We start from the raw sequence: 23,637 nt of genomic DNA on the forward strand, positions 1-23,637 counted from the left end.
CGTGCCCGGCCCGCGCGCCCGCGCTCAGAGCTCGCGGTAGTGCTCGTCCAGGTCCAGGCTGCCGTTCGTCTCCACGACCACCGCGGTCAGGTCCGTCGTCGCCCACGTCTGGTGCAGCTCGCCCGGCTCCCAGACGACGAGCATGCCGGGCCGCAGCGCACGCCGCGGACCGCCCGAGATCTGCGTCTCGCCCGCACCCGTCAGCACGCAGAACACCTGGCGCAGCGTCGCCGGATGCATGCCCAGGGTCCCGCCCCGGCGGATGTACGCGATCGACACCCGGGTCTCGTTGCCGTCCTGCGCACGCGGCAGGAAGTCCATGACGACACCGCTGGACCCGAAGGCGGTGATCTCCCCGCGGGGGAGCTCGTACAGGCGCATGCGCGAATCTTCGCTCACGCGCGAGGCGACCGGGAGTCCTTTGCCGAAGAATGTGAGCGCGCGCACAGCCCGGTGCCGGGAACGCCCGTTCTCGACCGGTTCTCGGGCAGTCCGCGACCGGTTCTCGGCCGGTTCTCAGCCGCCCCGTGGTCGCGTTCAGTCCGGCAGGACGTACGACACGGGCTCGTCGGGACCCGCGCCCGGCACCCGCACGAGCAGACCGTCGGCGATGAGCCCGTCGACGCACCGGGAGAGCTGCCCGGCCTGCGGCCACACCGCCTCGACGGCCTCGGACGGCACCGGGCCGAGCGCCTCGCGCAGCAGGGCCATGACCCGTCCGCGCACCTGCCGGTCGGTACCCGCCCACGGCTGCGAGCGCCTGCGCGCGGCGTGGCGGTCGTCCGGCCGACCGGCCCGCTGCCACGCGCAGGCCTCGAGCACCGGGCACTCCTCGCACCGGGGCGACCGGGCCGTGCACACCAGCGCACCGAGCTCCATCGACGCCGCCGCCCACCGCGCGGCCGTCGCCGGATCCTGCGGGACGAGCGCCTCGGCGCGGGCGCGTTCCGCGACCGTCGGCGTCGGGGAGGGCAGGGCCTCACCGTCGACCGCCCTGGCGAGCACCCGGCGCACGTTCGTGTCCAGCACGACCGAGCGGCCGCCGAAGGCGAACGCCACCACCGCAGCCGCCGTGTACGCACCGACCCCCGGCAGCGCCAGCAGCTCGTCCTCGGTCCCGGGAACCCGGCCGCCGTGCCGGTCGACGACCGCCTGCGCGCACGCCTGCAGCCGCAGCGCCCGTCGCGGGTACCCCAGGCGGTCCCACGCCCGCAGGACGTCCGCCGTCGAGGCGTCCGCGAGGTCGACCGGCTCGGGCCACCGTGCCATCCACGCGTGCCACGCGGGCACCACCCGCACGACCGGCGTCTGCTGCAGCATGACCTCGCTGACCAGCACGCCCCACGGCGTCCGGTCGGGTGCCCGCCAGGGCAGGTCCCGCGCGTGCACGTCGAACCAGTCCAGCACCCGTCCGACGAGCGGCCCGGGCGGCGCACCCGCGGGCGCGCGGTCGGGGGCGCGGTCGGGCGCCGGGTGGGGGTCGTCGAGCAGCACGACGCCCATCCTCTCCCGACGCGGCGGACCGGCATCCACAGGCAGCCGCGCGTCGACGGCCGTGGGCGCGCCCGGGAACGTAGGGTGGCTGGGCGTCCGACGCTGGAGCAGACCGAAGGGGGCCGCATGAACGTCGTGCGACCGAAGGGGCCGTTGCCGGCCCGCGTCTACTGGGTTCGACGTGCCGTCGTCCTCGGCATCCCGCTGCTCGTCCTCGGGCTCGTCGTGTGGCTCGTGGCCGGTCGCGGCGGCGCAGACGACCAGGCGACACCCGCCGCGTCCACACCCGCCGCCTCGGACGCCGCGGCGGCGCAGGACGCCGGCGCGGACGCTGCCGGTGACGAGGGCTCGGGTGTCACGACCTGCCCGGCGGCCGGGCTCACCGTGACGATCGCCGCCACGGCACCGACGTTCGCCGAGGGCAGCGACCCCACCTTCGACCTCACCATCACCAACACCGGCACGGCGCCGTGCCTCGTCGACGCCGGGACGTCGCAGAGCGAGGTGCTGATCACCTCGGGCTCCGACCGGATCTGGTCGTCACGCGACTGCGCTGCCGCCGACGCCGCGACCAACGAGCTGCTGATCGACGCGGGCAAGAGCCACCAGCAGCAGCTCGGCTGGGACCGGACGCGCTCCGCCGAGGGCTGCCCCGCCGACCTGCCCGCACCGGGTGACGGCACCTACACCGCGACGCTCTCCGTGCAGGGTGCGACGTCGGAGGCCACGGTCTTCGGCCTCGGCTGATCCGCCGGCCCGTTGCACGCAGCGAGGGTGCCGCGGGGCGCGGCAGGGTCAGACGTAGCGCTCGAGGATGCTCGACTCGGCGAGCCGTGAGAGTCCTTCGCGCACCGCCCGGGCCCGCTGCTCTCCGACCCCGTCGACCGCCATGAGGTCCTCGATGCCAGCCGCGAGCAGCTTCTGCAGGCCCCCGAAGTGCGCGACGAGCCGTTCGACGATCGCGCCGGGCAGGCGCGGCACCTTCGACATCAGGCGGTAGCCGCGCGGCCCGACCGCCGCGTCGAGAGCGTCCCCGCCGCCGGGCAGGCCGAGCACCCGCGCGATGTGCGCCAGGTCCAGCAGCTCGGTCGCGTCGAGCTCCGCCAGCGCCTCGAGCACGGCGTCGGTGTCGCGTCGCACGGTGTCGAGGTAGTCGCGGATGACCAGCTCACGGTCGGAGCCGATCCCGCCGATGAGCTCGTCCAGCTGGAGCGTGAGCAGACGACCGTCGGTGCCCAGCTCGACGACGTAGCCCTGGATCTCCTCGGAGATCCGACGCACCATCTCGAGCCGCTGCACGACCGCGGAGACGTCACGGACCGTCACCAGGTCCTCGATCTCGAGGGCCGACAGCGTGCCGCTGACCTCGTCGAGGCGCGACTTGTAGCGCTCGAGGGTCGCCAGCGCCTGGTTCGCGCGCGACAGGATCGTGGTCGAGTCCTCGAGCACGTGCCGCTGACCGCCGACGTAGAGCGCGATGATCCGCATCGAGGCGGACACCGAGATCACCGGGAAGCCCGTCTGCTTCGCGACCCGCTCCGCCGTGCGGTGCCGGGTGCCGGACTCGGCCGTCTCGATCGTGGCGTCGGGCAGCAGCTGCACGGCCGCGCGCACGATCCGGCTGACGTCCTGGTCGACGACCACGGCGCCGTCCATCTTGGCCAGCTCGCGCAGGCGGGTGGCGGAGAAGCCCACGTCGAGCACGAAGCCGCCCGAGCAGATCGACTCGACCGTCTTGTCGAAACCGAGCACGATGAGGGCGCCCGTGCGGCCCCGAAGGATCCGCTCCAGGCCGTCGCGCAGCTCACCGCCGGGGGCGACAGCGGCGAGCGTGGACCTCAGCAGGTCGTCGGTGGCGTGCAGGTGCGGCACGCGCAGCATCGTACGTGCCCTGCCCGGCAATGGTCGGACGACCCGCCCGGAGGCGTTGCGACCTGCACGTTCACCGACCGATGCCGACGGCGACCACGGCCTCCGCGAGGTCGTGCGCGAACAGCACCGTCAGGCCGGCGGGAGGCGTCGCGCCGTCGAGCGCGCCGGCCGGGACGATCGCGTGCGTGAAGCCGAGCCGCGCGGCCTCCGCCAGCCGCCGGCCCACGCCCGTGACCGTGCGGATCTCGCCGGCCAGCCCGACCTCACCGACGGCGACGAGGCCCGGCGGCATCGGGGCGTTCTCCCGCGAGCTGATCGCGGCCAGGGCCAGCGCGAGGTCCGCCGCGGGCTCGACGACCCGCGCGCCGCCGACCGTCGAGACGTACACGTCCTGGTCGGCGAGGCGGGCGCCGACCCGACGCTGCAGCACCGCCAGCACCATCGCGACCCGGCTGGAGTCGACGCCGCTCGTCGTGCGTCGCGGGTTCGGGACGGCACTGGGCGCCACCAGCGCCTGCACCTCGGTGGCGAGCGGACGGCGGCCCTCGAGCGTGACGGTCACGCAGGTGCCCGGGACGTGGTGCTGGCTGCGCGAGACGAACAGGCCGCTCGGGTCGGCCAGGCCGACGATGCCCGACTCGGACAGGTCGAAGCAGCCGACCTCGTCGGTCGGGCCGTACCGGTTCTTCGTGGCGCGCAGCATCCGCAGGCGCGAGTGCCGGTCGCCCTCGAACTGGCAGACCACGTCGACGAGGTGCTCGAGCGTGCGCGGTCCGGCGACCGAGCCGTCCTTGGTGACGTGGCCGACCAGCACGACGGGCAGGTCCCGCGACTTGGCGGCCTGGATGACGGCCGAGGTCACCTCACGGACCTGCGCGACACCGCCCGCGGTGCCCTCGACCGCGGACGAGGCGATGGTCTGCACGGAGTCGAGCACCAGCAGGTCCGGGTCGACCTGCTCGATGTGCCCCAGGACGGTGGCCAGGTCCGTCTCGTCCGCCAGCATGAGCCGGTCGTCGAGGGCCGAGATCCGTTCGGCGCGCAGCCTGACCTGGGCCGCGGACTCCTCGCCCGTGATGTACAGGACGCGACGGCCCGTGCGAGCGGCACGGGCGGCGACGTCCAGCAGCAGCGTCGACTTGCCGACACCCGGCTCGCCGGCGAGCAGGACCACGGCGCCGGGCACGATCCCGCCGCCGAGCACGCGGTCGAGCTCGTCGACGCCCGTCGGTCGGGCGCGTGCCGACTCGACGTCGATCTCGCTGATCGGACGGGCGGGCGCCCGCGTCGGTGCCACCGCCGTGGTGCGCGGGGCACCGCCCCCGGGGCCCGTGTCCTCGACGACCGAGCCCCACGACTGGCACTCGCCGCAGCGACCGACCCACTTGCCGGCGGTCCAGCCGCACTCCGTGCAGCGGAACGCCGGACGGCTGCTGCGGTCGCTGCGTCGCACGCTGGTGGTCGTCACGCCCCGCACGGTAGCCGCGACCGCCGACAGCCGGCCTACGGGCTCCGCCGCGGGCGAGCGGCTCGTGAGGGCCGTCAGAACCCCGGTCCCGAGCCGACGGCGCTCGGCTGGGTAGGCTGCGGGGACCGGCGCAGCCGGTTCCGAGTGTCACGCAAGGGGAGCCCACATGACCGACGACCGGCGGCCGGAGCAGGCCGAACCGACCCCGCCGGCGGACGTCGCCGCGGCACCCGCGGTGCCGCTGTGGGCACCGACCGGGCAGAGCGCGCCGTCCGCTGCTCCGTCCACCGCGCAGCCCGCCGCACAGGCGGGTGCGCCTGCGGGCGGCGTGTGGAGCGCGCGCCCCGCGAAGCCGGCGCGTCAGCCCGCTGCACCGACGGCCCGCACGGCGGCACCCCCGGTGGCCCCCGTACAGGCACCGTCGGCGCCCGTCGTGGCGCCCGTGGCACCCGCAGCCCCGTTCGCGGGTCAGGTGGCGGACACCCGTCCGGAGGCATCCGCACCGGTCCCGCCGCTGCCGACCCGCTCGGCGCCCGCGGGGGCGCACGCCGCGGCCGCCCCTCCCGGCGCCGGGCCGGCCGGGCTCGCACCGCTGCCGAGCCGCGCCCCGGCGACCCCACCCGTGGTGGCCGGGCCGCCGCCTGCCGGTGTCGGAGGCGCCCCGGGGGGTTCGTTCGCGGACGCCTCCGCTCCGGCCCTGCGGCCGGTCGCGCAGGCCCCTGACCGGACGCCCCTGCCGGCGCGGGTCGCTGCCGGACCTGCGTTCGCACCCGTCGGCCCGCCGGCCCCTGCCACGCCGCCCGGCCCGCCGGCCTCCGCCACGCCCCCCGGGCCTGCGGCCGAGTCGACGCTCACGTCGGGGTGGGCGATCGTCGACCCGGCGACCGCGCCCGTCTCGTCCGCACCGACCCTGGGGGTCGCCGTCGTGCGTCCTTCGTCGGCACCCGAGACCCCGGTGTTCCCCGTGCGGGGGTCGGCCTTCGCCGCGGCGGCCGGGGAGGGCGCGGGCGCCGCGGAACCGGGCGATCCTGCCGACGGCCCTCCGGCCGCGGGCGGAGCCGCCTCGTCCGGCGGTCGACCCCGCTGGCTGGTTCCTGTGGCGGCCGGGGCCGGCGTGCTGCTGGTGGGAGCGGTGACCTTCGGGATCCTCTCCTCGCGCAACGGTGACGACACCCCGCCGCCGGCCGTGGCGTCCACAGTGGTGCTGCCGACCCCGACCGCGACGATCGCCGCCGCGGAGCGCGCCTCGACGACGCCGTTCGCGACCGTTCTGCCCGCCACGCTCCTGCAGTACGCGCTGACGACGTCGGCATCGAACGATGCCTGGGTCGGTGCCGGCGCGCTCGAGGCCTACACCGACACCTACGACGACGGTGCCGGAGTGCAGGTCACGGTGCAGGCCGGCCAGTGGGAGACCGTCGAGGAGTCGGCGGCGTTCGCCCAGCAGATGATCGAGACGCTCGGCGACGTCGCGGCCCAGCCCGCCGCGGAGCCGACGGACGGTCCCAGCGAGACACCCTCCGGGACGCCTGCGGGCACGGCCGGACCTCGTTCCGGCGACGTGCTCGTCGGCGGGGAGACGGTCGGCTCCTACCTGATCGTCGACCAGGGTGACGGCACGTCGGTGGCGGCCTGGTGGAACGGCACGAGCGCGTTCCAGATCACCGGCCCGACCGCGGACATCGACAACCTGTACGCCGCATACCCGCTCTGACTCCCGCGTCGACGACCCCGGACCGTGCGTCGTGCCGGTCCGGGGTCGTCGACGCTCAGGCCTCGGGAGCGGCCGGCAGGGTGACGGTGAACGCCGTCGACCCCGGGCTGCTGTCGACCGCGATGGTGCCGCCGTGCGCCGTGACGACCGCGTGCGCGATCGCCAGTCCCAGACCCGTCGACCCGGCGGCCCGGTTGCGTGACGCGTCGCCACGGGTGAACCGCTGGAACAGCCGGTCGCGCAGCGCCGGTGGGATCCCGGGGCCGTCGTCGGCGACCTGCAGCACGACGTGGTCGCCCTCGCGGCGCGGCCGCACGGTGACGGTGGTGCCCGGCGGGGTGTGCACCCGGGCGTTCGAGAGCAGGTTGGCGAGCACCTGGCGCAGCCGGTGGTCGTCGCCGAGCACGACCACGTCCTCGGCCTGGTCCTCCTGACCGGAGACGACCAGGTCGGACAGCGCCCATTCCTCCGAGCCCTCACCGGCCTCGGTGTCGTCGTCCCAGGAGTCCTCGACGCCCGGCAGGTCGAGCCGCCACGTGTGGTCCGGCCCCGCGGCGTGCGCGTCGGCGACGGCGTCGATCGCCAGCCCGGTCAGGTCGACGGGCTCGGAGTCGAGCGGACGACCCGCGTCGAGCCGCGCGAGCAGGAGCATGTCCTCGACGAGCGCGGTCATCCGCAGCGACTCGGACTCGACCCGGCCGAGCGCCTGCAGGGCGCCGTCGGGCAGCTCCTCGGGCGAGCGTCGGACGAGCTCGGCGTACCCGCGGATGGAGGCGAGCGGGGTGCGCAGCTCGTGGCTCGCGTCCGCGACGAACTGGCGGACCTGGGTCTCCGACTCGTGCCGGGCCGCCAGGGCGTTCTCGATGTGCCCGAGCATCCGGTTGAGCGCGGAGCCGACCTGCCCGACCTCGGTGGCCGGGTCGGTGTCCCGCTCGGGGACGCGTTCGGCCAGGGTGACCTCGCCGCGGTCGAGCGGCAGCTCGGCGACGCGGGTGGCGGTCGCGGCGACGCGGGCGAGCGGACGCAGCTCGCGGCGCAGGAGGAGCAGGGCCAGCGCACCCGCGACGAGCAGGGCCACGACGGCCACGACGATCTCGACGCCGACGTAGTCGCTGACGGTGCCGCTCACCGTCGACATGGGGACGGCTGTGACCGTGGTGAAGCCCTCGCGGCTCGACGTGACCAGGGCGCGGTAGTCGCCCAGGCCGTCGATCGCGATGTCGTGCACCCGCCCGTCGGCGGGCAGGGCCAGGAGGGCGTCGGTCGCCTCGGCGTCGAGCTCGACGAACGTGGCGACGCCGGTGCTGTCGTCGATGTAGCCGGCGGTGCTGGTGGTGCCGTCGGTGAAGGCGTTGATCGTGCCGGCCGCCTGCCCGTCCGGCAGCCGCCCGTCGGTCGAGGTCGGCAGGCCGGACGGGGTGTCGCTCGGGCCGGAGGACGTGCCGTCGGAGGTCCCGTCCGACGGCACGTCCGCGCCGCGGTCCGGGGCGTGCTGGGCGAGCCTCGCGCTGCGGGTCAGCTGCTCGTCGAGCTGTGCGACCAGGGAGCTGCGCAGCGCGAGCGCGGAGACGACGCCCATGAGCACGGCGACGACCGCGATCAGCCCGACGACGAGGACGAGCAGGCGTGCGCGCAGCGTCCACCGGGACGGGTGCGCGCGCGAGCGGGGTGCGACGACCGTGCTCACGCCGGCTTGAGGACGTAGCCCACGCCGCGCAGGGTGTGCAGCATCGGCTCGCGGCCCTTGTCGATCTTGCGGCGCAGGTAGGAGACGTAGAGCTCGACGATGTTGGCCTGGCCGCCGAAGTCGTACTGCCAGACGCGGTCGAGGATCTGCGCCTTGGACAGCACGCGCTTGGGGTTGCGCATGAAGTAGCGCAGCAGCTCGAACTCGGTGGCGGTCAGGCGGATGTCGTCGCCTCCGCGGGAGACCTCGTGGGAGTCCTCGTCGAGACGCAGGTCGCCGACCGCGATCACGGAGTCCTCGCGTGCGGAGGTGGCGCCCGTGCGGCGCAGCAGGGCGCGCAGGCGGGCGACGACCTCCTCGAGGCTGAACGGCTTGGTGACGTAGTCGTCGCCGCCCGCGGTGAGGCCGGCGATGCGGTCCTCGACGGCGTCCTTGGCGGTGAGGAAGAGGACGGGCACGTGCGGGTCGGTCGCGCGGATGCGGCGCAGCACGTCGATGCCGGACAGGTCGGGGAGCATGACGTCGAGCACGATGACGTCGGGGTCGAGCGACTTGGCCTGCTTGACGGCGGCGTGGCCGGTCAGCGCGTGGTCGACCTGCCAGCCCTCGTACCGCAGTGCGGTCGAGAGCAGCTCGGCGAGGGTCGGCTCGTCGTCCACCACGAGGGCGCGGACGGGGGAGCCGTCGGGGCGGGTGAGCACGTCCGGTCGGCGTGCGGTCGTCGTCGTCATGTCCTCAAGCATCGGCTGTGAACCTGTTGTGTCGCTGAAGTGTTCCTGTGAATCACCTGAGCCCGGGTGCGGGCGCCCTGGTGCGGCGATGCTCACAGGGACCGCGCCCCGCACGTCCAGGGCGGTCACAGGCGCCGCCGGTCGAGTGTCCTCTGAGCGCGGGCGACGTCGCTCGTGACCACGACCAGGAGGACACCATGGACACGCACCAGGACCCGACGTGGCTGACCGCGAACGTCCGTCCCGCCGGTTCGTTCGGACGGGCGGACGTCGGGCGGTTGCGCGCGCTGCTCGACGCGCTCGCCGCGTGCGCCTCGATCGTCGTGCTCGACCTGCAGGCGGCCAGGCTGCGCAGCGGCCACGCGGCCGAGGTCATCGACGAGGCGGCACGCGAGCTGGAGGAGCGCGGCGGCTGCCTGCTGTGCGTGAACGCCGACTCCGACGCCCGGGCCCGGCTGGGTGCCTGCACGCATGCGGTCGTCGTCGGGCCCGGGCAGCCGCTGCCGATGGGCTACGGGCTGCGCGCCGTGTGACCTACCGTGGTGCGGTGCACCCCACCCCTGTCGCGTCCCCGCGCAAGGCCGCACCGGCGCACGTCCGCGTGAAGCCCGAGGTGGCCGTCACGGCGGTGGTCATCACCGCGGTCTCGGCCGTCGGTGTGTGGTTGCTGTGGCGGGTGTTCGTCGACACGTGGGCGGGGCAGCGGGTCGACCAGGCAGCGCTCGAGGGCGCGCGGTACGGCCAGGTCGAGCTGTGGCAGGTCGCGGAGCACGTCCTCGACGTCGTGTCGGTCGGCTTCATCGCGGCGGTGCTGCTCGCCGCGGTCGTGATCGCGCTGGTCCGGCGCCGCTGGTCGCTGGCCGTGCAGGTCGCGGTGCTGATGATCGGCGCCAACGTGACGACCCGGGTGCTCAAGCTGGTCGTCTTCGAGCGGCCCGACCTGGGTGTCGCGGGTGTCTGGGGCAACACGCTGCCCAGCGGGCACACGACCGCTGCGGCCTCGGTGGCCGTCGCGCTGCTGCTCGTGGTCCCGCCGCGGGTGCGCCCGTGGGCCGCGCTGCTCGGTGCCGCGTACACGACCGCGACCGGCGTCTCGACGCTCGTGGGCCAGTGGCACCGGCCGTCGGACGTGGTGGCCGCGGTGCTGGTGGTCCTGGCCTGGTCGGCGGGGGTCTGCGCGCTCGTGGCGCTCGACCAGCGCCCGACCTCGACGTCGACCGGGATGCTGCCGCGTGTGGGCAGGTCCGGCCGGCCGCAGATGCCGGCGGGGGTCCGTCGGGTCGCCGGGCTCCTGGTGGGCTGTGGCGTCGTGGTCAGCGCGTTCGCCGCGGGCGCGTTGTCGTCGACCTGGCAGCAACGGATGGACCTGGACACCCGGGGTGAGCTGCTCATGGCCTACGCGGGCGGCGTGTCGGCAGTGCTGGCATCGGCGTGCCTGGGCTTCGCGGTGCTCCTCGTGCTGCGGCACGTCGCGGGCACGGCGTCCGTGCGCGTTTGACGGGAGGTCGTAGAGTCCCCACCCGTAGGCCGGGCCGACGAGTGATGGTCAGGGCAGACGACAGAACACGACAGAAGACGACAGCAGGGAAGAGACCGGACGCATGGCTGGTGGACGCAAGCTCGTGATCGTGGAGTCGCCCGCGAAGGCGCGCACGATCGCCGGGTACCTCGGCGAGGGGTACGACGTGGAGGCGAGCGTCGGGCACATCCGTGACCTCCCGCAGCCCTCCGAGCTGCCCGCGGACATGAAGAAGGGTCCGTTCGGCAAGTTCGCGGTCGACGTGGACAACGGCTTCGAGCCGTACTACGTGGTCGACTCGGACAAGAAGAAGAAGGTCGCCGAGCTCAAGAAGCTGCTCAAGGAGTCCGACGAGCTCTTCCTGGCCACCGATGAGGACCGCGAGGGCGAGGCCATCGCGTGGCACCTGCTGGCCGAGCTCAAGCCCAAGGTGCCGGTCAAGCGCATGGTGTTCCACGAGATCACCCGTGAGGCCATCCAGCGGGCGCTGGAGAACACTCGCGAGCTGGACGACCGCCTGGTCGACGCGCAGGAGACGCGCCGCATCCTGGACCGCCTGTACGGGTACGAGGTCAGCCCGGTGCTGTGGCGCAAGGTCCGTCAGGGCCTGTCCGCCGGTCGCGTGCAGTCCGTCGCGACCCGGCTGGTCGTCGAGCGTGAGCGCGAGCGCATGGCGTTCCGCGCCGCCGACTACTGGGACGTCACCGGCACGTTCGCCGTGGCCGACGCCGGCGAGCCGACGTTCGAGGCGCGGCTCACCGGGCTGGACGGCAGGCGGGTCGCCTCGGGCCGCGACTTCGACGACCGCGGCCAGCTGCGCGGCAAGGACGTCGTGCACCTGGACGAGTCGACCGCGACCGCGCTGGTCGCGGGCCTGTCCGCCTCGCCGTTCAGCGTGGCGAGCCTGGACACCAAGCCGTACACGCGGCGCCCCGCGGCGCCGTTCACCACCTCGACGTTGCAGCAGGAGGCCTCCCGCAAGCTGCGGATGGCGTCCCGGCAGACGATGCGCACCGCGCAGGGCCTGTACGAGAACGGCTACATCACCTACATGCGGACCGACTCGCCCGTGCTGAGCACGCAGGCGATCGACGCGGCCCGCCGTCAGGCCGCCGAGCTGTACGGCGCCGAGTACGTGCCGGCCAACCCGCGCGTCTACACCAGCAAGGCCAAGGGTGCGCAGGAGGCGCACGAGGCCATCCGCCCCGCCGGTGACCACTTCCGCACGCCCGCCCAGGTGGCGCGGGAGCTGTCCGGCGACCAGTTCCGGCTGTATGAGCTGATCTGGAAGCGCACGGTCGCCTCGCAGATGGCCGACGCGCGTGGGCAGACGGCCTCGGTGCGACTGTCCGCGACGGCCACCCCGGCCGGCGGTGCACCGGTCGAGACGGTGTTCTCGGCGTCCGGCACGGTCATCACGTTCCGCGGGTTCCTCGCCGCGTACGAGGAGGGCAAGGACGTCGACCGCTACGGCGACGACGAGTCCGAGAAGGGCGCCGAGAAGGCCGAGGCCCGTCTGCCGCAGATGGCGCAGGGCGACCCGCTGACCGCCTCCGACCTGAGCGCCGACGGCCATCGCACGTCCCCGCCGCCGCGCTTCACCGAGGCGAGCCTGGTCAAGGCGCTCGAGGAGCGCGGCATCGGCCGACCCTCGACGTACGCCGCGACGATCTCGGTCATCCAGGACCGCGGCTACGTGACCAGCCGCGGCCAGGCGCTCGTGCCGAGCTGGCTGGCGTTCGCCGTGACCCGGCTGCTCGAGGAGAACTTCGACCGCCTGGTCGACTACGACTTCACCGCCTCCATGGAGGAGGACCTCGACGAGATCGCCGCAGGCGACAAGCAGCGCTCGGAGTGGCTCGAGGCGTTCTACTTCGGGGATCGCTCCGGCACCCGCGGTTCGGGAGGCCTGCGCGGCCTGGTGGAGAACCTGGGCGAGATCGACGCGCGCGACGTCAACTCGATCGACATCGGCGACGGCCTGACCCTGCGCGTCGGCCGGTACGGTCCGTACCTGGAGGACGCGTCCGACCTCGGTGAGGACGGCAACCCGCGTCGTGCGTCCGTCCCGGAGGATCTCGCCCCCGACGAGCTCACGGTCGAGAAGGCGCGCGAGCTCATGCAGACGCAGCCCGAGGGCGACCTGGTGCTCGGCCAGGACCCGACGACGGGTACGACGATCGTGGCGAAGAACGGCCGGTACGGCCCGTACGTCACCGAGCTGCTGCCCGAACCCGAGATCGACCCGGCGCTGTCGGCCGCCGCCAAGAAGAAGGCCCTGGCCGCGGCCCCGAAGCCGCGCACCGCCTCGCTGTTCAAGACGATGAGCCTGCAGACCGTCACGATCGACGACGCGCTCAAGCTGCTGTCGCTGCCCCGCGTGGTCGGTGCCGACCCCGAGTCGGGCACCGAGATCACCGCGCAGAACGGTCGCTACGGCCCGTACCTGAAGAAGGGCACGGACTCGCGCACGCTCGCCTCGGAGGACCTGCTGTTCACGGTCACGCTCGAGGAGGCGCTGGCGATCTACGCCCAGCCCAAGCGTGGGCGCGGTGCGACGGCGGCCCCGCCGCTGCGCGAGCTGGGCGACGACCCGACCTCCGGCAAGCCGATCGTGGTCAAGGAGGGCCGGTTCGGCGCCTACGTCACCGACGGCGAGACCAACCGCACTCTCCCGCGCGACGTCACGCCCGAGACGATCACGCCCGAGCAGGCCGTCGAGCTGCTCGCCGAGAAGCGCGCGCAGGGCCCCGCCAAGAAGAAGGCGCCAGCCCGTCGGGCGACCACCACCCGCAGCAAGGCGGCGACCAAGAAGTAGCGTCTCGCCCGCCTGACGGCCGGGGAATTCCGGCGAATCGGACGGATCGCTACAGTGGCGCGCGTCCGAGCAGCGAGAGAGGCGGTTCCCGGTGACCGAAGCAGGTGACGTGCAGGTCGGCCCCGGTGTCGTCCTGCAGGACGCCCCGGTGGTGTCCGTCGGTGCCGAGGCGGAGCCGCGACCCACGCGGCCGTCGAGGTTCGTCGCCGCTGCGCTCGGGCTCGGGCTGATCCTCATCGCCACGCTCGCGATCGGCGGGGGAGTCGCCCTGGCCTCGCACACCGGTCAGGACCTCGAGTTCGGGCTGCTCGCCGCCTACGCCGTCGTCATCGGGCTCATCGCCGTCGTCCCGGCCGCCTTCAACCTGGTGGCGCTGCGCGGCGGTGCCGTGCCCGTGCGCCCGGCGCTGGTGACCGTCGTCCTCGCCTCGGGTGCCACGGTCGTCAGCGCGCTGCTGCTCCTGGTGCCCGCGACCTCGCTCGGGGTGGTCCTCGCGGTCGAGGTCCTCGTGTTCGGCGGCACGGTCGCGATCATGGCCGCGGCGACCTGGGTCGCGGCCCGGCGGGCCGCGCTGCGGCGGGCTGCGGCGCGGCGGGCTGCCGCCCACTAGGTTGGGTCGCATGGCACGCACCGAGGACCCCCGCACCGCACCGTCGATCCGCTGGGGCATCCTCGGCGCCGGCAACATCGCGTCGAGCTTCGCCCAGGCGGTCAACGCGCACACCCGCGCCCAGCTCGTGGCCGTCGGCTCGCGCAACCGCGACCGGTCCGAGCGGTTCGCCACCGCGCACGGCATCCCGACCACCCACATCGGCTACCGCGACCTCGTCGAGGACCCGCACGTCGACGTCGTGTACGTCGCGACGCCGCACTCCGAGCACCTCGAGCACGCCCTGCTGGCCATCAAGGCGGGCAAGCACGTGCTCGTCGAGAAGGCCTTCACGCGCAACGCCGGCGAGGCCGCGCAGGTGCTCGACGCCGCACGCGAGGCCGGGGTCTTCGCGATGGAGGCGATGTGGACGCGGTTCCTGCCGCACGTCGCCGCGCTGCACCAGGTCATCGACGCCGGCGAGATCGGCGACATCGTCAACATCTCCGCCGACCACGGCCAGTTCTTCCCGTTCAACCCGGCCAGCCGCCTGTACGACCCCGCGCTGGCCGGCGGCGCGCTGCTCGACCTGGGCGTGTACCCGGTGTCGTTCGCGCACGACTTCCTCGGGGTGCCCACGGCCGTGCAGGCCGCCGGTGCGCTGACCGAGACCGGGGTCGACGGGCAGATCTCCATCGCCCTGAGCTACCCGGGCGGGGCGCAGGCCACGCTGTCGACGACCCTGTGGGCCAAGACGCCGACGACCGCGTCGATCTCGGGCACCGAGGGGTGGATCGAGGTCGCGGGCAGCTTCTACGGGCCCACCTCCTTCCGGGTGGTGCGTCGTGACGGGCGCACGTGGACGTTCGACCAGCCGGGGGAGAAGGGTCTGCAGTACGAGGCCGCCGAGGTGGCCCGTCGGGTCGCCGCGGGCGAGCACGAGAGCCCGTTGATGTCCTGGGACGGCACGCTCGAGGTCATGCGCACGCTCGACGAGATCCGTGCGCAGGCCGGCGTGGTGTACCCGGGGGAGTGAGCGTGCCGCACCCGCTCCACGCCGGGCCCGGCCTGTTCGTCTCGCTCGAGGGCGGTGACGGTGCCGGCAAGTCCACCCAGTCGCGCCTGCTCGGCGAGTGGCTGCGGTCCCTCGGTCACGAGGTCGTGCTGACCCGCGAACCCGGCGGGACGGCGCTCGGTCAGATGCTGCGGGACGCCGTGCTGCACGGGGACCACGTCGACGCGCGCACCGAGGCGCTGCTCTACGCGACCGACCGCGCGCACCACGTGGCCTCGCTCGTGCGACCCGCGCTCGAGCGGGGAGCCGTCGTCGTCACCGACCGGTACCTGGACTCCTCCGTCGCCTACCAGGGCACGGGGCGCGACCTCGGGGCCGACGAGGTCGAGCAGCTGTCGCTGTGGGCGGTGCGTGGGCTGCTGCCTGCGGTGACCGTGCTGCTGGACCTCGACCCGGTGCTCGGCCGTGCCCGGCTCACCGGCGACCCCGACCGGCTCGAGCGCGCAGGGGACGAGTTCCACCGGCGGACCCGGGAGGCGTTCCTCGGTCGCGCTGCCGCCGATCCGGCGCGGTGGCTCGTGCTCGACGCGACGAGGCCGGTCGACGAGCTGGCGGCGGCGATCCGCGAGCGGGTGACGGCTGCGCTCGCGGTCGCGGCGACGCTGCCGGCGGTAGGTGCGGGCGGCGCGGACGCCGACGGTGGCACGACGGGTCTGCCGGCACCGGTCGCCTGACCGGGAGGGGCGGCCCCGTCCTGACCCGTCACGCCCGACACGTCCGGGGGCGACCGCGCCCGGGTGAGGTCGGGTCAGGGCGCGTCGGGCAGGTGCACCGTGAAGCACGCGCCACCCTCGGGTGCGGCACCGGCACGGATGTCCCCGCCGAGCCGCTGCACGAGGCCGTGCACGAGCGAGAGCCCGATGCCGACCCCGACGGGTCGGTCGTCGCGGTAGCGCAGCCCCAGGACGCCCGGTTCGAACGCCACCGCGTAGTCGGAGCCGGACAGGCCGGGGCCGCCGTCGCGCACCTGGAGCACCGCCCGGGTGCCGTCCGGGTCGCCCGTGCCGCCCGTGCGCAACGACAGGACGAGCGGGGCGTCGGCGGGGGAGACCCGCACCGCGTTCTCGGCGAGCCCGTCGAGCACCTGGCGCACGCGGGCGCCGTCGGTGCGCACGACGAGCGGGCCATCGGGCCGCTCGACCAGCAACCGCATCCCGCGCGCGCCCGCACGCTGCCGCCAGACCTGCGCGGCCTCGTCCAGCAGACGGGTCAGGTCGACGGGGACGACGTCCAGGCGGAAGTCGTCGGCGCCGAGCCGAGCAAGGTCGAGCAGGTCACGGACCAGGTGCTCGAGCCGGGCCGACTCGGCGAGCACGACGGCACCCGCGTCCCGGGCGTCGTCGCCGGTGACGACACCGTCGGCGATCGACTCGGCGTACCCGCGCACGGCCGTCAGGGGGGTGCGCAGCTCGTGCGAGACCGACAGCAGGAACCGCCGCTGACGGTCCTCGCTGCGGGCCAGCGCGTCCGCGAGCTCGTTGAGGCTGGTGGCGACGTCGGCGATCTCGGGGGGACCCTCGACCGGGACGCGCAGGTCGCGGCGACCCGCCCCCATCGCCCGGGCGGCCTCGGCGGTGCGCCGCATCGGGCGGGTGAGCAGGCGAGCCGTCGCGGCGCCCGCGGCGGTGCCGACGAGGACCCCGACGACCACGGACAGCAGCACGGAGCGGGCGACGCGGACCGCGGGGCGCAGGGTGGCGTCGTCGCGGGCCGCCCGTAGCTCCTCGCGCAGGGTGCCGCCTGCCGTACCGCCCGTGGTGCCGCCGGCGTCGTCCGTCGTCGCCTCGTCCGTGCCGAGGCTCTCCGTGGCGGTCGGCTGCTCGGCGCGGTCGACGGCCGCGACGTACCGGCCGACCGCGAGTCCCGACAGGACCGCGGCGACCAGGGCCACCCCGACGCAGGCGAGCGTGATCCGGGCGGTGAGCGAGAGCCGACCCACGTGCCCGGGCGGGGGAGGTCCGCCGGCCGCCGGCACGGGGTTCACGCGGGCACCTCGTCGGCGGCGTAGCCGACACCCCGCACCGTGCGGATCGGGCTGGCGGGGCCGAGCTTGGCGCGCAGCTGGGCGACGTGCACGTCGACCGTGCGGGTGCCGGCCTGCGCGGAGTAGCCCCACACAGCCGACAGCAGCTCCTCGCGCTGCCACACGCGCCCGGGCGCGCCGACCAGGTGGGCGAGCAGGTCGAACTCGGTCGCCGTCAGGTGCACCTCGACCCCGGCGGCCAGCACCCGGCGACGCACGACGTCGACCACGACCTCGCCCACCTCGCGGCGGTCCTGCGTGGGCGCGGGCTGAGAGCGGCGCAGCACCGCCCGGACCCGGGCGACCAGCTCGCGCGGGCTGAACGGCTTGGTCACGTAGTCGTCCGCGCCGAGCTCGAGGCCCAGCACGCGGTCGACCTCGTCGTCGCGGGCGGTGACGAACAGGATCGGGGTGCGGTCGCCCTCGGCCCGCAGCCGTCGGCACACCTCGATGCCGTCCATGCCGGGCAGGCCGATGTCGAGCACGACGGCGACCGGGCGGTGCGTGCGCACGGCCTGCAGGGCGGTGCTGCCGTCGCCGTAGGTCTGCACGCCGAACCCGTCACGGCTCAGGTACATCCGCACGAGGTCGGCGACAGCGGGGTCGTCCTCGGCCACGACGACCAGCCCGGCACCTGCGGCCACGTCAGCCCTCCTCGTCCTGCGCCATCTCCTGCTCCACCTGCTCGGCCGCAGCGGTCGCCCCGGCGAGCGCGGCGTCCAGCGCGTCGAGGGCATCTTCGTCGATCGAGGCGCCCGCGGACGGGTCGGCGGCGGGTGAGGTCGGCGCCGTACCGGCGGCCGCCTCCTGCGCGCTCGCGCCGGACGTGGTGGCCGGCGCGCCCTCGGCCGGGTCCGTCGTCGTGCGGGCGTCCCGCAGGCCGCAGCCCGTCAGGCCGAGCGCGAGGGCCGTGGTCAGCACGAGCGCCGCGGACCGGCGTGCGCCCGACCGCGTGGACGACGCCGTCACGAGGCGTCCAGCTGCGAGCACACCGACGAGTCGAGCTGTCGCAGCCGGTCGGCCGTGGCCTGCAGGTTCGTGACCCGACCGGCGCGCAGCTCGGCACGGTTGTCCATCCGGTTCGCCACGGCGTCGCGTCCCTGGCCGCGGGCGGTGTCGGCCTGCGCGTGCAGCCAGGCGGTCGAGCCCTTCGTGCTCGCGTCGCCCTGGATGCGGGCGACGAGGTCGTCGAGCCGCTGCACGGCCTGCGGGACGCGGGTGCACATCTCCTGCACGCGCGCGGTGTCGACGGTGATGGTCGTGGTGTCGCCATCGACCGTCACGGTCGGGTTCCCGCTCGGCTCGTCCGCGGCGACGCCCGTGCCGGTCGCGGCCCAGGAGGGTGCGGCCAGCGCGGTCAGCAGGACGACGGCGGTCGTGACGGCGGCTGCCCTGGCAGCGGGCCGGGAGGAGGTGCGCATCGTGGGCTCCTTCGTTCGGCCGCCGGGTGCGGCCACGGGAGGAACGGTGCCGGGGCGGTGTGCGGCAGGCGTCAGGCGAGTGTTCGGGTTCTGCAAAGGTCACGACGGTCGCGCACCCCCGCGGGTGCCCGTCCGCCCACGGCCGGGCCGCGGCGTCCGGTGTCCCACCGGGCGGCTACGGTGTCGTCGTGCCCTCCCGTGTCGTCGCTGCCTTCGTTGTCGCCCGTGCGGCCGCGTGCGCTGCCGTCGCGCCGACCGTGCGCGCGCACGGTGCCCCGGGGGCCGCTCGATGACCGTCTGGGACGAGGTCGTCGGTCAGGAGCCGGCGGTCGCGCTGCTGCGCGGGGCCGTCGAGGACCCCGCCCGCATGACGCACGCCTGGCTGGTCACCGGACCGCCCGGGTCAGGCCGCTCCAACGCGGCCCGCGCGTTCGCCGCCGCCCTGCAGTGCACGGACCAGGGCTGCGGGTTCTGCCACGACTGCGTGACCACGCTGGCGGGCACCCACCCGGACGTGACCGTGGTGGCGACCGAGGGCGTCTTCATCCGGGCCGACACCGCCCGTCCGCTCGTCGAGCTCGCGCAGCGATCCCCGTCGCACGGGCGTGCGCGGGTCATCGTCGTCGAGGACGCCGACCGGCTCAACGAGACCAGCGGGAACGTGCTGCTGAAGGCCATCGAGGAGCCTGCGCCCCGCACCGTGTGGGTGCTGTGCGCGCCGAGCCCGCAGGACGTGCTGGTCACGCTGCGTTCCCGCAGCCGGCACGTGTCCCTGCGCGTGCCGCCCGTCGACGCGGTCGCGGCGCTGCTCGTCGCCCGCGACGGCGTCGACCCGGCGACCGCGCACGTGGCCGCGCGCGCCGCGCAGAGCCATGTCGGCATCGCCCGGCGGCTCGCCCGCGACCCCGAGGCTCGCGCACGGCGGTCGGCCGTCCTGGCCGTCGCCCCGCGGATCCGCGGGGTGGGTGACGCCGTGCTGGCCGCCGGTGAGCTCGTCGAGACCGCGCAGGCCGAGGCGAAGGCCTCGACCGAGCAGCGCGACGCCGAGGAGAAGGCTGCGCTGCTGCGCACGATGGGTGCCGAGGGCGCGGCGACCCTGCCTCCTGCGCTGCGCGCCCAGGTGCGTCAGCTCGAGGAGGACCAGAAGCGCCGGGCGACCCGCGCGCAGCGCGACGTGCTCGACCGGGCCATGGTCGACCTGCTCTCCCTGTACCGGGACGTGCTGGTCGTGCAGCTGGGTGCCGGGGTCGAGCTGGTCAACGTGGACGAGGACGCGAGCGTGCGTCAGCTCGCGGCGTCGACCACTGCCGAGCAGACCCTGCGGCGCATGGACGCGGTGGGTCAGGCCCGCACCCGGCTCGCCGGCAACGTCGCGCCGCTGCTCGCCGTCGAGGCGATGGCGATCGCGCTGCGTCCGCAGGGCTGACCGCCCCCTTAGGGTGTGTGCCATGCCTGCTGCGTCCCGGTCCTTGGTCGTGCGTGTCGGACGGGTGGTCGCGGCCGTCGTCGTCGGCGCCCTCGTGCTGGCCGGCTGCTCGCCCGCCAAGCACCAGGCGGCGGCACCGACCGCGCCCGCGACCACGGACGTCCCCGCGGACCTGCAGCGCTTCTACACCCAGGAGCTCGAGTGGGTCGCGTGCGGCGAGCTGCAGTGCGCCACCGCGATCGCCCCGCTCGACTGGGCCGACCCGACGGGCGACACGATCACGCTCGCGCTCTCGCGGCAGCCCGCGCTCGGCGGCGAGGCCATCGGCTCGCTGCTGCTGAACCCGGGCGGTCCCGGTGCCTCGGGCATCGACTTCCTCGAGTCGGCCGTCGCGATGGTCAGCGAGTCCGTGCAGCAGCAGTACGACCTGGTGGCGTTCGACCCGCGTGGCATCGCGGGCTCCACCCCGGTGGCCTGCGTCGACGCACCCGAGCTGGACGCGATCCTCGCGGCGGACCTCGACACGAGCGACGCCGGCCTGCAGGAGGCCGAGGACCGGTACGGCGCGTTCGGCGCCGCGTGCCTCGAGCGCACCGGGGCGCTGCTGGAGCACGTCGACACGGTCAGCGTCGCGCGCGACCTCGACATGATGCGCTCCGCCCTCGGCGACTCCGCGCTGACCTACCTCGGCTACTCCTACGGCACCGAGATCGGCGCGACGTACGCGGCGCTGTTCCCCGAGCAGGTCGGCCGCCTGGTGCTCGACGGCGCCCTCGACCCGACGCTCAGCTCGACCGAGCTGGCCGTGGGTCAGGCCGGTGGGTTCGAGAGCGCGCTGCGCGCCTACGTCACCGACTGCCAGGCCGGCGCCGACTGCCCGCTGACCGGTGACGTCGAGGACGGGCTCGCGCAGATCCGTGCGCTGCTCGACCGGGCCGCCGTCAGCCCGCTGCCGACCACGTCCGACCGGGCCCTGACCTCCTCGCTCGCGTTCTACGGCATCGCGCTGCCGCTCTACTCCCAGGACAACTGGCCCTACCTGACCCAGGCGCTGACGACCGCGCTGCAGGACGACGACGGCTCGCTCCTGCTCTACCTCGCGGACGTGTACTCCGACCGCGACGTGGACGGCACTTACTCCTCGAACTCCTCGGAGGCGTTCTGGGCCGTCGGGTGCGCCGACGAGCGCGCGTCCGCCGACATCGCCGACATGCGGGCGGAGGCCGCGCAGATCGACGAGGTCGCCCCGACGGTCGGCTCGTTCTTCGCCTACGGCGGCATCGTGTGCGCCCAGTGGCCCACGCCCGTCTCGGAGCCGCTCGAGTCGTACGCCGCCGAGGGTGCCGCGCCGATCCTCGTGATCGGCACGACCAACGACCCCGCGACGCCCTACGCGTGGGCGCAGTCGCTGGCCGACACGCTCTCCTCGGGCACGCTGCTGACGTTCGAGGGCGAGGGGCACACCGCCTACGGCTCGTCGAACGACTGCATCGCGGGTGCGGTCGACACCTACCTGCTCACCGGCGAGGTGCCGGACGAGGGCACGCGCTGCTGAGAGCACCTCAGCCGGTGGCCCGCGTGCCTCAAGCAGGGCTCCGGTCCGGCCGATGACCTCGGGGAGCCGTGGGACCGCGCCTACGGCCGGTGCGAGGGGCAGGGGGACGCATGAGCAGCACGGGTGAGGGCCGCACACCGGCCGGGTGGTACACCGACCCACAGGACGCCGAGGGCTACCGCTGGTGGGACGGCACCGCGTGGACGACGCACACGCGCGCACCGCAGCCGCCGGCGACACCCGCGACCTCGGTGCCGAGCGCGCCGTTCGCGCCCGTGGTGCCGATCGCGCCCGCTGCGGCCGTGGTGCCCGCGGCTGCGACCTACGGTGGCGCGCCCATCGACCCCGCGGCCGCGGCTTACGCGGCCACCCCGGCGTACAGCACCCAGCCCGCCTACGGGCAGACGTCCGGCCAACCCGCCTACGGCCCAGGCGGGTCGACCTACGGTCAGCCCACCTTCGGGCAGCAGACGTACGGCAACGCGGCGCCCGCGCCGGCCACGGGCGGATACGGTCAGCCGAACGCCTACGGGGGCGCGACCCCCGGCTTCCCCGCAGCGGGTGGCTACGCCCCCGGTACGGGCTACCCGGGCGCCGGTGGCTACTCGGCGCAGGCCGCGTACCCGCCGGCGTACCCCGGCTACGGTGCCTCGCCGTACGGTGCCGCGCAGCTGCCGTTGGCCAAGGACGTCAAGCTGCTGCCGTGGCTCGGCGTCATCGGGCTCTTCATCGGCCTCGTCGGCGTCGTCTGCCTCGTCCAGTCCATCAAGCTGCGCAGCCGCATCGCGGCCACGGGCGAGCCGGGCGAGGGTCGCGCGGTCGCCGGGCTCGTCCTGGGCATCATCGGCTCGGTCGGCCTGGTGCTCAACGTGCTGCTGCGGTTCACCGACCTGCTGTCCTGACCCCTCGCCCCGACGCCTGCGCCCGCTTTGGAGTCCGGGCGCCCGTCCGGGTAGAGTGGCCGCGCTCGCCGCTTCCCCAGGGAAGTGTCCAGCGCCGCCTTAGCTCAGTCGGCAGAGCGTCTCACTCGTAATGAGAAGGTCTGGAGTTCGATTCTCCAAGGCGGCTCCACCACGAAGGCCCAGCCCCGCCGGGGTCTGGGCCTTCGTCGTTCCCGCTGGGGTTCGGGTCTCGGCGCCGAGGGGCCCGAGCAGGGACCGGTGGAGCTCTCAGCGCGGCGCGCGCAGGCTCGCAGGGGTGCGGGCGCCGCGCGGGCATGAAGACGCCCCCGGAGCCAGGGGGCCGGCGCCGGGGGCGTGCAACCAAAGTACGCCCGGCGCGTGGGCGATCCGGCGCTCGCCTAGGTGCTTCCACATGCCTGGACGGGCGTCGCGCGGGTGAACCTGCGCCCCGTCGCCGTTCGCAGGTGCGGGCGCGCCCCCGGCTCAGGCCAGGACGGTGGCCAGTGCCCCTGCGGCGACGATGCCCAGCGAGAAGGTGGCGGCCAGCACGATGAGCCCGCGGCGCAGCGCGATCCCGGTCGGTGGCGCCGGGCTGTCGCGGCGGACCTCCGTCCAGCGGTCGCCGTCGAACCAGCGTTCGCCGGTCCCTCGTCGGGCGTCGGCGTACCACCCTGGCAGTGCCTTGGTCATCGAGGCCCCCTGGCTCGTCGAGCGGTCGCGCGCGCGACCGTCGTCTACCTAGACGCACGGCGGGGTCGAAAGGTTGTTCTGCGGGCGCTCGTGGCCGTCCGGGGGCGTCGGGCGTGCTTGACTCCGGCCCATGCCGTTCGACCCGCTCCCTGCGCGACTCGAGACCGATCGCCTGGTCATGACGCCGGAGGCGGCGGACGACGCGGTGTGGCTGGCGCGACTGTTCACCGCGCGCGGGGCGGGGGTCGTCTCGACGGCGGAGGCGGAGGACCGGATCGTCGCGATGCAGCGGGTCGTCGCCGAGCACGGCATCGGCGCGCGGGTGCTGCGCGCCAAGCCGGGCCGCGAGCCGCTCGGATACTGCGCGATCATCGTGGGGCGGGGGTCGCTCGCGGAGCCTGAGCTCGCTTACGAGCTGCTGCCCGAGGCGCGGGGCATGGGGTACGCCACGGAGGGTTCGCGGGCGCTGCTCGACGCGGTCTTCCGCACCGGTCGGTCGCGCATCTGGTCGACGGTGCGTGCATGGAACGGGCCGTCGCTGCGGGTGCTCGACAGCCTGGGGTTCGTCCGTGACCGTGTCACGCAGGACGCGCAGGGCGAGCTCGTCTGGCTGGTGGCGACGGCCGCGGCCCGCGGCCCGGTCTGACGGCTCG

General features: G+C 74.7%; 23 protein-coding genes and 1 tRNA gene. 13 read left to right on the forward strand and 11 right to left on the reverse strand.

Annotation, left to right across the window (positions count from 1 at the left end):
• Window positions 1-24: 24 nt before the first annotated feature.
• Both BKA22_RS10305 and BKA22_RS10310 read right to left on the reverse strand, forming a co-directional pair.
• Window positions 25-381 (reverse strand): cupin domain-containing protein, encoded by a 357-nt coding sequence (locus BKA22_RS10305; RefSeq protein ID WP_146953651.1) that lies wholly within the window; start codon window positions 379-381, stop codon window positions 25-27.
• A 156-nt stretch (window positions 382-537) separates the two neighbouring features.
• Window positions 538-1,503, reverse strand: coding sequence for an iron-sulfur binding domain-containing protein (locus BKA22_RS10310; protein WP_146953649.1), 966 nt, complete (start codon window positions 1,501-1,503; stop codon window positions 538-540).
• 117 nt (window positions 1,504-1,620) lie between these two features.
• Here BKA22_RS10310 and BKA22_RS10315 point away from each other — a divergent pair, with 117 nt between their 5' ends.
• The gene (locus BKA22_RS10315) at window positions 1,621-2,241 is read left to right on the forward strand and encodes a hypothetical protein (protein ID WP_146953647.1); all 621 of its coding nucleotides are present in this window, start codon (window positions 1,621-1,623) and stop codon (window positions 2,239-2,241) included.
• A gap of 48 nt (window positions 2,242-2,289) precedes the next feature.
• On the opposite strand, the gene disA is transcribed toward BKA22_RS10315, so the two are convergent.
• Window positions 2,290-3,366, reverse strand: coding sequence for a DNA integrity scanning diadenylate cyclase DisA (disA, locus tag BKA22_RS10320; RefSeq protein WP_308463400.1), 1,077 nt, complete (start codon window positions 3,364-3,366; stop codon window positions 2,290-2,292).
• A 70-nt stretch (window positions 3,367-3,436) separates the two neighbouring features.
• On the reverse strand, window positions 3,437-4,834 hold the full coding sequence (radA, locus tag BKA22_RS10325; RefSeq protein ID WP_146953643.1) for a DNA repair protein RadA: 1,398 nt from the start codon (window positions 4,832-4,834) through the stop codon (window positions 3,437-3,439).
• A 166-nt stretch (window positions 4,835-5,000) separates the two neighbouring features.
• On the opposite strand from radA, the gene BKA22_RS20160 reads away from it, so the two are divergent.
• Window positions 5,001-6,548, forward strand: coding sequence for a hypothetical protein (locus BKA22_RS20160; protein ID WP_146953641.1), 1,548 nt, complete (start codon window positions 5,001-5,003; stop codon window positions 6,546-6,548).
• Window positions 6,549-6,603: 55 nt separating this feature from the next.
• Here BKA22_RS20160 and BKA22_RS10335 read toward each other — a convergent pair whose 3' ends face one another.
• A complete protein-coding gene (locus BKA22_RS10335) occupies window positions 6,604-8,235 on the reverse strand; it encodes a sensor histidine kinase (protein WP_223203643.1) in 1,632 nt (543 codons plus the stop codon).
• The gene (locus BKA22_RS10340; protein WP_146953640.1) at window positions 8,232-8,966 is read right to left on the reverse strand and encodes a response regulator transcription factor; all 735 of its coding nucleotides are present in this window, start codon (window positions 8,964-8,966) and stop codon (window positions 8,232-8,234) included. Before BKA22_RS10340 ends, BKA22_RS10335 begins: the two co-directional genes overlap by 4 nt.
• A 197-nt stretch (window positions 8,967-9,163) precedes the next feature.
• Between BKA22_RS10340 and BKA22_RS10345 the strand changes: the two genes are divergently transcribed.
• The 6 genes from BKA22_RS10345 to tmk all read left to right on the forward strand — a co-directional run bounded on the left by BKA22_RS10345 (window position 9,164) and on the right by tmk (window position 15,641).
• Window positions 9,164-9,499, forward strand: a complete 336-nt coding sequence (locus tag BKA22_RS10345; RefSeq protein ID WP_146953638.1) for a hypothetical protein — start codon at window positions 9,164-9,166, stop codon at window positions 9,497-9,499.
• A gap of 14 nt (window positions 9,500-9,513) precedes the next feature.
• Window positions 9,514-10,464, forward strand: coding sequence for a phosphatase PAP2 family protein (locus BKA22_RS10350; RefSeq protein WP_223203642.1), 951 nt, complete (start codon window positions 9,514-9,516; stop codon window positions 10,462-10,464).
• Window positions 10,465-10,567: 103 nt separating this feature from the next.
• Complete coding sequence (topA, locus tag BKA22_RS10355; RefSeq protein WP_146953634.1) at window positions 10,568-13,303, forward strand: type I DNA topoisomerase; 2,736 nt, start codon at window positions 10,568-10,570, stop codon at window positions 13,301-13,303.
• 91 nt (window positions 13,304-13,394) lie between these two features.
• Complete coding sequence (locus BKA22_RS10360) at window positions 13,395-13,913, forward strand: hypothetical protein (RefSeq protein ID WP_146953633.1); 519 nt, start codon at window positions 13,395-13,397, stop codon at window positions 13,911-13,913.
• A 10-nt stretch (window positions 13,914-13,923) separates the two neighbouring features.
• Window positions 13,924-14,928: a Gfo/Idh/MocA family protein gene (locus BKA22_RS10365; protein ID WP_146953631.1), complete on the forward strand. Its 1,005-nt coding sequence runs from the start codon at window positions 13,924-13,926 to the stop codon at window positions 14,926-14,928.
• Complete coding sequence (gene tmk, locus BKA22_RS10370; protein WP_371863661.1) at window positions 14,925-15,641, forward strand: dTMP kinase; 717 nt, start codon at window positions 14,925-14,927, stop codon at window positions 15,639-15,641. The genes BKA22_RS10365 and tmk overlap by 4 nt, the downstream gene beginning before the upstream one ends.
• Window positions 15,642-15,715: 74 nt before the next feature.
• Here the strand turns inward: tmk and BKA22_RS10375 are convergent, their stop codons facing one another.
• Genes BKA22_RS10375 through BKA22_RS10390 form a run of 4 tightly spaced genes read right to left on the reverse strand, consistent with a single transcriptional unit; the run spans window position 15,716 to window position 18,411 of the window.
• Window positions 15,716-16,951 carry a HAMP domain-containing sensor histidine kinase gene (locus BKA22_RS10375; RefSeq protein WP_146953628.1) on the reverse strand — a complete coding sequence of 412 codons (1,236 nt, stop codon included), beginning with the start codon at window positions 16,949-16,951 and terminating at the stop codon, window positions 15,716-15,718.
• A complete protein-coding gene (locus tag BKA22_RS10380) occupies window positions 16,948-17,634 on the reverse strand; it encodes a response regulator transcription factor (RefSeq protein ID WP_223203641.1) in 687 nt (228 codons plus the stop codon). Before BKA22_RS10380 ends, BKA22_RS10375 begins: the two co-directional genes overlap by 4 nt.
• A gap of 1 nt (window position 17,635) precedes the next feature.
• On the reverse strand, window positions 17,636-17,959 hold the full coding sequence (locus tag BKA22_RS10385) for a hypothetical protein (RefSeq protein ID WP_146953624.1): 324 nt from the start codon (window positions 17,957-17,959) through the stop codon (window positions 17,636-17,638).
• Window positions 17,956-18,411, reverse strand: coding sequence for a hypothetical protein (locus BKA22_RS10390; protein WP_146953622.1), 456 nt, complete (start codon window positions 18,409-18,411; stop codon window positions 17,956-17,958). Before BKA22_RS10390 ends, BKA22_RS10385 begins: the two co-directional genes overlap by 4 nt.
• A gap of 289 nt (window positions 18,412-18,700) precedes the next feature.
• On the opposite strand from BKA22_RS10390, the gene BKA22_RS10395 reads away from it, so the two are divergent.
• From BKA22_RS10395 to BKA22_RS10410, 4 genes are all read left to right on the forward strand, one after another.
• Window positions 18,701-19,837 carry a DNA polymerase III subunit delta' gene (locus BKA22_RS10395; protein ID WP_146953620.1) on the forward strand — a complete coding sequence of 379 codons (1,137 nt, stop codon included), beginning with the start codon at window positions 18,701-18,703 and terminating at the stop codon, window positions 19,835-19,837.
• Window positions 19,838-19,859: 22 nt separating this feature from the next.
• On the forward strand, window positions 19,860-21,392 hold the full coding sequence (locus BKA22_RS10400; RefSeq protein ID WP_146953619.1) for an alpha/beta hydrolase: 1,533 nt from the start codon (window positions 19,860-19,862) through the stop codon (window positions 21,390-21,392).
• Between the two features lie 110 nt (window positions 21,393-21,502).
• Window positions 21,503-22,294, forward strand: a complete 792-nt coding sequence (locus BKA22_RS10405) for a DUF2510 domain-containing protein (protein WP_146953617.1) — start codon at window positions 21,503-21,505, stop codon at window positions 22,292-22,294.
• A 93-nt stretch (window positions 22,295-22,387) separates the two neighbouring features.
• A tRNA-Thr gene (locus tag BKA22_RS10410) sits at window positions 22,388-22,463 on the forward strand.
• A gap of 314 nt (window positions 22,464-22,777) precedes the next feature.
• Here the strand turns inward: BKA22_RS10410 and BKA22_RS10415 are convergent.
• Window positions 22,778-22,984, reverse strand: coding sequence for a DUF2510 domain-containing protein (locus BKA22_RS10415; protein WP_146953615.1), 207 nt, complete (start codon window positions 22,982-22,984; stop codon window positions 22,778-22,780).
• 130 nt (window positions 22,985-23,114) lie between these two features.
• Here BKA22_RS10415 and BKA22_RS10420 point away from each other — a divergent pair, with 130 nt between their 5' ends.
• Complete coding sequence (locus tag BKA22_RS10420) at window positions 23,115-23,630, forward strand: GNAT family N-acetyltransferase (RefSeq protein ID WP_146953613.1); 516 nt, start codon at window positions 23,115-23,117, stop codon at window positions 23,628-23,630.
• Window positions 23,631-23,637 lie beyond the last annotated feature (7 nt).

Source organism: Cellulomonas soli (assembly GCF_013409305.1).
GTDB lineage: Bacteria > Actinomycetota > Actinomycetes > Actinomycetales > Cellulomonadaceae > Cellulomonas > Cellulomonas soli.